The organism is Pantoea sp. ME81 (assembly GCF_903970985.1).
Classification (GTDB): Bacteria; Pseudomonadota; Gammaproteobacteria; order Enterobacterales; family Enterobacteriaceae; genus Pantoea; species Pantoea communis.
In genome coordinates this window covers 1-7,267 of the sequence record NZ_CAJCKS010000212.1, presented here as the reverse complement: position 1 = coordinate 7,267, position 7,267 = coordinate 1, and the positions used below count along the sequence as shown (strand labels likewise).

General features: G+C 55.6%; 7 protein-coding genes. 3 read left to right on the top strand and 4 right to left on the bottom strand.

Features of this window, described 5'->3' with window-relative positions; genetic code table 11:
* Positions 1–680 (bottom strand): LysR substrate-binding domain-containing protein (locus H7A81_RS24225; protein ID WP_182058969.1); only part of this gene is annotated, 680 nt, incomplete at its 3' end.
* Between the two features lie 104 nt (positions 681–784).
* Between H7A81_RS24225 and H7A81_RS24220 the strand changes: the two genes are divergently transcribed.
* From H7A81_RS24220 to H7A81_RS24210, 3 genes are all read left to right on the top strand, one after another.
* Positions 785–1,210 carry a CidA/LrgA family protein gene (locus H7A81_RS24220; protein WP_034826883.1) on the top strand — a complete coding sequence of 142 codons (426 nt, stop codon included), beginning with the start codon at positions 785–787 and terminating at the stop codon, positions 1,208–1,210.
* Positions 1,203–1,898 (top strand): LrgB family protein, encoded by a 696-nt coding sequence (locus H7A81_RS24215; RefSeq protein WP_034826881.1) that lies wholly within the window; start codon positions 1,203–1,205, stop codon positions 1,896–1,898. Before H7A81_RS24220 ends, H7A81_RS24215 begins: the two co-directional genes overlap by 8 nt.
* Before the next feature lie 120 nt (positions 1,899–2,018).
* Positions 2,019–2,564 (top strand): YfaZ family outer membrane protein, encoded by a 546-nt coding sequence (locus tag H7A81_RS24210; RefSeq protein ID WP_034826879.1) that lies wholly within the window; start codon positions 2,019–2,021, stop codon positions 2,562–2,564.
* A gap of 83 nt (positions 2,565–2,647) precedes the next feature.
* On the opposite strand, the gene H7A81_RS24205 is transcribed toward H7A81_RS24210, so the two are convergent.
* From H7A81_RS24205 to acs, 3 genes are all read right to left on the bottom strand, one after another.
* Positions 2,648–4,300: a cation acetate symporter gene (locus H7A81_RS24205; protein WP_182058968.1), complete on the bottom strand. Its 1,653-nt coding sequence runs from the start codon at positions 4,298–4,300 to the stop codon at positions 2,648–2,650.
* Positions 4,297–4,626, bottom strand: a complete 330-nt coding sequence (locus H7A81_RS24200) for a DUF485 domain-containing protein (protein ID WP_182058967.1) — start codon at positions 4,624–4,626, stop codon at positions 4,297–4,299. The genes H7A81_RS24205 and H7A81_RS24200 overlap by 4 nt, the downstream gene beginning before the upstream one ends.
* A 173-nt stretch (positions 4,627–4,799) precedes the next feature.
* Positions 4,800–6,755 carry an acetate--CoA ligase gene (acs, locus tag H7A81_RS24195; protein WP_058960090.1) on the bottom strand — a complete coding sequence of 652 codons (1,956 nt, stop codon included), beginning with the start codon at positions 6,753–6,755 and terminating at the stop codon, positions 4,800–4,802.
* Between the last annotated feature and the right edge of the window lie 512 nt (positions 6,756–7,267).

Below are 7,267 nucleotides of genomic sequence, written 5' to 3'. Positions count from 1 at the left end.
AGGAAATCCCACTGCGCGCTGCGCACCGCAATCTCCGGCGTCAGCCCCTGACGCTGAAATGCCTTCATCAACTGACGATTAAGCGAGAACTCTTCATTCAGGATCAGCAGTGGATGAGCCGCCAGTTCCTTGAGACCCAGGCTGCTGCGATTGAGCCACTGCGCGCTGCGCGGCAGCAGCACGCACAAAGGATGACGCATCAGTTCCAGCGTATTGAGCGGCAAATCCGCATCGACCGGCAGCGCAGTGAGGGCGATATCCAGCCCGCCGTTCAGCACGGCCTGCTGCACCGTTAAGCCGCCGGATTCGACAATCTTCAATTGCACACCCGGATAGCGGCGGCGAAACGCGGAGATCGAACCGGCGATCTGCATCCCGACCATCGGCGGGATGCCCAGCCGCAGTTCACCGGTTTTCAATTCATTGATATCGCCAATCTGCGCTTCCAGTTGATGAAACTCCTGCAGAATCGCCAGCCCGCGTTGATACACCGCCTGACCGCTGTCGGTGAGATGCAGCTTGCGGCCCTCACGCAGCAGCAACGTGCAGCCGAGTTCTTCCTCTAACTGGCGCAGCATTTTGCTGATGGTAGGTTGCGTGACAAACAGCTTCTCAGCGGCACGGGTGAAACTTTGCTGGCGTACTACCTCGGTGAAATAGCGTAGGGCGCGGACGTCCATCAAGCATTCCTTTTTGGCATAGTTTGAATAATTTTAATTCATTTCTTTCACAGTTTGACGCGGATTTATACTAAGCCCAACGTTTAATTCTGGGGAGAAGGAAAATGGCGCTTGCATTGAGTCCGCGCAGAACGGACATCCTGCAACGTGTTTTTGTGCCATTGCAGTTGGTGCTGTATATCGGCCTGTTTATGGCCAGCGACAAACTGGTGAGCTGGCTGCATTTGCCGCTGCCTGCCAATGTGGTGGGAATGGTACTGCTGTTGCTATTGATCATGACACGCGTGGTGCCGCTGCGTTGGGTGAAAGCCGGGGCCAACTGGCTGCTGGCGGAAATGCTGCTGTTCTTTATTCCTGCCGTCGTGGCGGTGGTCAATTACAGCGATTTATTGCGCAGCGAAGGCTGGCGTATCTGTGTGGTGATTGCGGTGAGCACTTTGTTGGTACTGGCGGCGACCTCGCTGGTGGTGGATCGTCTGTACCGCTTCGAACTGGCGCGTGCGGCGCGTAAGCAGGCGCATCATGGCTGATTTCATCATTAGCCTGCTGTGCCTGGCGCTGACGCTGCTAGTCTATTACGTCAACAAGCGCCTCTATCGCCGCAAACAGACATTGCTGCTGATGCCGCTGGTAATGACGCCGGTGGTGCTGGTGGCGCTGCTACTGCTGACGCACGTCAGCTGGAAGGATTACATTGCCGAGAGTCATTGGCTGATCTGGCTGCTGGGCCCGGCAACGCTGGCGTTTGCCGTGCCAGTGTATGAAAACCTGGAGATCATCAAGCGCCACTGGTTATCGCTGAGTGTCGGCGTGTTAACCGCCACGCTGGTGGCGGTGTGCAGTTCGGTATGGCTGGCGCGACTGCTGATGCTGCCGGAAACCATCCAGCGCAGCCTCGCGGTGCGCTCGATTACTACGCCATTTGCACTGGCGGCTGCACTGCCGATTGGCGGCCAGCCGGATTTGGTGGCGCTGTTTGTGGTGATCACCGGGGTGTTTGGCATGGCAGTAGGCGATGTGCTGTTTCTGCGTATCGCCATCAAACAGGGCGTGGCAAAAGGTGCCGGATTTGGTGCTGCGTCGCACGGTGCGGGAACGGCTCGCGCTTATCAATTAGGTCAGCAAGAGGGCGTGGTATCGAGCCTGGTAATGATGCTGTCAGGCGTGGTGACGGTGATTCTGGCACCGCTGTTGAGCCACTTGTTATGGGCGGCCTGATGGTCGCTTTTTGCGCACTGTCATCGATTTTTACGTAAAGGTTTCCAAATAAAGTTGTCTCCTGCTGCCAGGCTGTTACCCTTTGCGCCGACTTATTTGTCCTTCATGGAGTGGAATCATATGTTTAAGCAACTTGTTACTGGAAGCGTATTGGGTCTGGCACTGCTGAGCAGCGGCGCGCAGGCAATTGAGGGCAGTGTTGACGTGGGTGAGCATAGCACCAACCTGAACCTTGGCCTCGGCACCACCTCTCCTGGCCTGTTCCTGAAAGGCAACTGGCTGCGCAGCGATCACGATGGCAGCACCTACGGTCTGGGCGCGGGCTACAACATCGATTTTGGCGACTTCCGCATTGCCCCTACCGCCAAAGCACTGTTCACCCATCCGGAAGATGGTCGTGATGGCTTCACCGTGGCTGTAGGTGCCGGTGCACAGTACAACTTCAACAGCATGTGGGGCCTGTACGGCGAATACTACTACGCGCCGGAAGCGTTCTCCGATCGTCTGGACAGCTACAAAGAAGCGTCTGGTGGTCTGAGCTTCACCCCGATTTCACTGCTGAATCTGCGTGTGGGTTATCAGTACATCGAGCTGAACAACAAAGGCGATCGCAAAGACAACGTGCTGGTCGATGGCCCCTATGTGGGCGCGTCACTGCGTTTTTAATGATGAAACCCGATGCACCTGATGGCGCGTCGGATTCATCATCGCACAAACTGAATGCCGCCCATTTGGGCGGCATTTTTTGTTTAGTGCGCTTTGCCCTGCGAAATGCCTACGCCCGTTTGTGAACGAATAAACTGACCACGGAATTTAGCCCGCTCTTCAGCACCCTGTCTGGAGTGATCGGTAATCGAGAACAGCCAGGTACCGATAAACGCTGCCGCCATCGAGAACAGCGCCGGATACTCATACGGATAGACCGGGGTGGCATGCCCCAGCACCTGCACCCAGATGGTCGGCCCGAGGATCATCAACACAACCGCCGTAATCAATCCCAGCCAGCCGCCAATCATCGCGCCGCGCGTGGTCAGCTTCGACCAGTACATTGAGAGCAAAATAATCGGGAAGTTACAGCTGGCCGCAATCGAGAACGCCAGTCCGACCATAAAGGCGATGTTCTGTTTCTCAAACGCGATACCCAACACAATCGCCACCACGCCAAGAATCAGCACGGTAATTTTCGACACCCGCAGCTCATCACGCTCAGTCGCCTGACCTTTGCGAATCACGCTGGCATACAGGTCATGAGAAACCGCAGAAGCACCGGCCAGCGTCAGCCCGGCAACAACGGCCAGGATCGTGGCGAAAGCCACCGCCGAGATAAAGCCAAGGAACAGGCTGCCGCCCACCGCATTCGCCAGATGCACCGCCGCCATATTGGTGCCACCAATCAGCGCGCCAGAAGCATCTTTGAAGGCTGGATTTGCGCCGACCAGCAGAATCGCGCCAAAACCAATGATAAAGGTGAGGAAGTAGAAATAGCCCATAAAGCCGGTGGCCCAGAACACGCTCTTACGCGCTTCACGTGCATCCGCCACGGTAAAGAAGCGCATCAGAATATGCGGTAAGCCAGCGGTGCCGAACATCAATCCAAGACCAAGAGACAGTGCCGATATCGGATCTTTCACCAGACCGCCCGGTTGCATGATCGCGGCACCTTTCGGATGGACCGCCATCGCTTCGGTAAACAGCGTGTTGAAGCTGAAGCCGGTGGCTTTCATTACCATAATCGCCATAAAGCTGGCCCCAAACAGCAGCAGCACGGCTTTGATAATCTGTACCCATGTCGTGGCTAACATGCCGCCAAACAGCACATACATCACCATCAAAATCCCCACCAGTACCACGGCGATATGATAATCGAGGCCAAACAGTAACTGGATGAGTTTGCCCGCACCCACCATTTGCGCTATCAAATACAGCGCCACGACGACCAGCGAGCCACAGGCCGACAGGGTACGAATCGGTTTTTGCTGCAGGCGATATGACGCCACATCGGCAAAGGTATAGCGCCCGAGGTTACGTAAGCGCTCCGCAATGAGGAACAGAATCATCGGCCAGCCGACCAGGAAGCCGAGCGAGTAGATCAACCCGTCGTAGCCCGAGGTGTAAACCAGCGCCGATATCCCGAGGAACGAGGCCGCAGACATAAAGTCCCCCGCCATCGCCAGACCGTTCTGGAAGCCGGTAATATTGCCGCCCGCCGTGTAGTAATCGCTACGTGAACGGGTGCGTTTGGAGGCCCAATAGGTGATGCCGAGCGTCGCCGCCACAAACACCACAAACATGATGATGGCTTCGTAGTTGGTGGCCTGTTTTTGCACTGCGCCGGTAATGGCGTCGGCGGCAAACACGCTGGCAGGCACTATCGCTAACAAGGCTGAGAACAGGCGCTTCATGATTTCACCTCGCTCAGGATTTGTTTGGTCAGGCGATCAAACTCGCCGTTAGCGCGCCAGACATAGACGCCAGTGAGCAGAAACGACACCACAATGAGGCCAACGCCGATGGGGATGCCGCGTGTGACATTGGTGCCTTCATGCAGCGGCGTACCGAGCCAGCCAGGGGCAAAGGCAATCAGCAAAATAAAGCCGACGTACAACACCAGCATGATGATACTGAGCAACAGCGCAAAGGACTGGCGCTTGTGCACCAGTTCCTGAAAACGCGGATTACTCTCGATTTGTTGCCAGACTGCTTCCTGTTGATATAGGGCTTCGTTCATCACAGTTTCTCCAGAGGAAAGGCAGGCAGATATCTCACGGTTAAATGATTTAAACTGCTGAATATTCTAGTTATATAGGTTGTGCGATGGTGAAAAGCGTACGGCGTAAGGTAGGGATGACGGAGAGTAGCCTGCCGTGAACAGGCTGACACTCTCCGTCGCGTCGATGCCGGTTACGGCATGGTGATGGACTGCTTCTCCTCCAGCAATTTCTCTACCACGCCCGGATCGGCCAGGGTTGAGGTATCGCCGAGATTACTGGTATCGCCCGCCGCGATTTTGCGCAGAATACGACGCATAATCTTGCCGGAGCGGGTTTTCGGCAGTGAGTCGGTCCAGTGCAGCACATCCGGCGTGGCAATCGGGCCGATCTCTTTACGCACCCAGTTACGCACTTCGGTATACAGCTCTGGCGAGGGCTCTTCGCCGTGGTTCAGCGTGATATAAGCATAGATCGCCTGGCCTTTAATGCTGTGAGGAATACCCACAACTGCCGCTTCCGCAATCTTCGGATGTGACACCAGCGCCGATTCAATCTCTGCAGTGCCGAGACGATGGCCTGAGACGTTCAGCACGTCATCGACGCGGCCGGTGATCCAGTAGTAACCATCTTCGTCACGGCGTGCGCCGTCTCCGCTGAAGTAGCGGTTTTTGAAGGTGGAGAAGTAGGTTTGTTCGAAGCGATCGTGATCGCCAAACAGCGTACGCGCCTGTCCCGGCCACGAATCGTTGATCACCAGGTTGCCTTCGGTTGCGCCTTCCAACGCGTTGCCTTCGTTATCCACCAGCGCGGGCTGCACGCCAAAGAACGGCTTGGTGGCCGATCCGGCTTTTAGCTCAATCGCGCCTGGCAGCGGCGTAATCATGAAGCCACCGGTTTCGGTCTGCCACCAGGTATCCACAATCGGACAGCGGCTGTCGCCAATCTTCTTGTAATACCACTCCCAGGCTTCCGGGTTGATCGGCTCGCCGACGGAACCCATGATGCGCAGGCTGCTGCGGCTGGTACCTTCAATGGCCTTGTCGCCTTCGGCCATCAGGGCGCGGATGGCGGTTGGCGCGGTATACAACAGCGTCACCTTATGCTTATCGACGACTTCAGCCATACGGCTCGGCTTCGGCCAGTTCGGCACACCTTCGAACATCAGGGTAGTGGCGCCGCAGGCCAGTGGGCCGTAAATCAGATAGCTGTGTCCGGTGATCCAGCCCACATCGGCGGTGCACCAGTAGACATCATCCGGATGGTAATCAAACACATATTTGAAGGTGCTGGCGGCATACACCAGATAACCCCCGGTGGTATGCAGCACGCCTTTCGGTTTGCCGGTGGAACCGGAGGTATAAAGGATAAACAGTGGATGCTCGGCTTCAACCGCGACCGGTTCGTGCTGATCGCTGGCCTTCGCCACCAACTCGTGCCACCAAAGATCGCGGCCTTCGTGCCAGCCGGTGTCTTTACCGGTGCGCTTGAATACCACCACGTTTTTCACGCTGGTGACGCTCGGGTTGTTCAGTGCATCATCGACGTTTTTCTTCAGCGGGATGCTGCGTCCGGCGCGTACGCCTTCATCTGCGGTGATCACCAGTTTAGCGTTGGAATCCACTACGCGACCGGCCACCGCCTCCGGTGAGAAACCGCCGAAAATGACGGAGTGCACTGCGCCAATACGCGCACAGGCCAGCATCGCCACGGCCGCTTCCGGTACCATCGGCATATAGATGGCGACGACATCGCCTTTCTTGACGCCGAGGCTCAGCAACACGTTGGCAAAACGGCACACGTCACCGTGCAGTTCACGGAACGTAATGGTTTTGCTTTCGCTGGCGTCATCGCCTTCCCAGATAATCGCCGGGTGATCGCCACGCGTCTGCAAGTGGCGGTCAAGGCAGTTGGCGGCGAGATTCAGCGCGCCATCTTCATACCAGCGAATCGAAATATTGCCGGGGGCAAAGGAGGTGTTTTTCACCTTGCTGTAAGGCTTGATCCAGTCGAGGATTTTGCCTTGTTCACCCCAAAAGGCGTCGGGATCGTCAACCGATTGTTGATACAGCGCCGCATACTGGTCGGCATTAATCAGGGCATTCGCTGCAACGGCAGCGGGTACAGGATGCTTATGTATTTGGCTCATGGCTGACCTCCTTGAAGATGTTAATCATATGTCAATCAAAGGTTAATTGAAGAGCGTGACTGGGCTTTGTTTCTGTTTTGTAGTCTGGATCACGACCTTTTGTATGCCTGAAAAGCGCCCGAATTCATACTGTTCATCACGGAAACCAATGAGACCCAGTCTGTGATTTTTCGCGGAATCAGACGTTGTCGCTGGTTAAATAATCAGCAAACGCGCCGGCGTGTTTTTTGCCCATTTTTGAATAGCTATGCGGAAAATTATCGAATTAACACTTTTCATAACAGCGAGTTATGACTAAAAGTTAATGTCAGCATTTTATGCTACTCAGTTGCGCAGGATTTACGCTAACCCCCCAGGGGTTGCAATTACCGTAGTGAAAATGGTACTTATCTCGGCCCTGTTCAGCAGGTATCCACTCAGGCTGCATCATCGCGCAGGCGCAAAATGCTTACGCAGCAGTGTCTGATGCAGTCCACTATAACCCTCTATTTTATCGGGCTTTTGCTCACTTC

Coding starts and splice junctions, on each gene's coding strand:
- H7A81_RS24220 (WP_034826883.1), top strand. CDS start 785: ATGGCGCTTGCATTGAGTCCGCGCAGAACGGACATCCTGCAACGTGTT.
- H7A81_RS24215 (WP_034826881.1), top strand. CDS start 1,203: ATGGCTGATTTCATCATTAGCCTGCTGTGCCTGGCGCTGACGCTGCTA.
- H7A81_RS24210 (WP_034826879.1), top strand. CDS start 2,019: ATGTTTAAGCAACTTGTTACTGGAAGCGTATTGGGTCTGGCACTGCTG.
- H7A81_RS24205 (WP_182058968.1), bottom strand. CDS start 4,300: ATGAAGCGCCTGTTCTCAGCCTTGTTAGCGATAGTGCCTGCCAGCGTG.
- H7A81_RS24200 (WP_182058967.1), bottom strand. CDS start 4,626: ATGAACGAAGCCCTATATCAACAGGAAGCAGTCTGGCAACAAATCGAG.
- acs (WP_058960090.1), bottom strand. CDS start 6,755: ATGAGCCAAATACATAAGCATCCTGTACCCGCTGCCGTTGCAGCGAAT.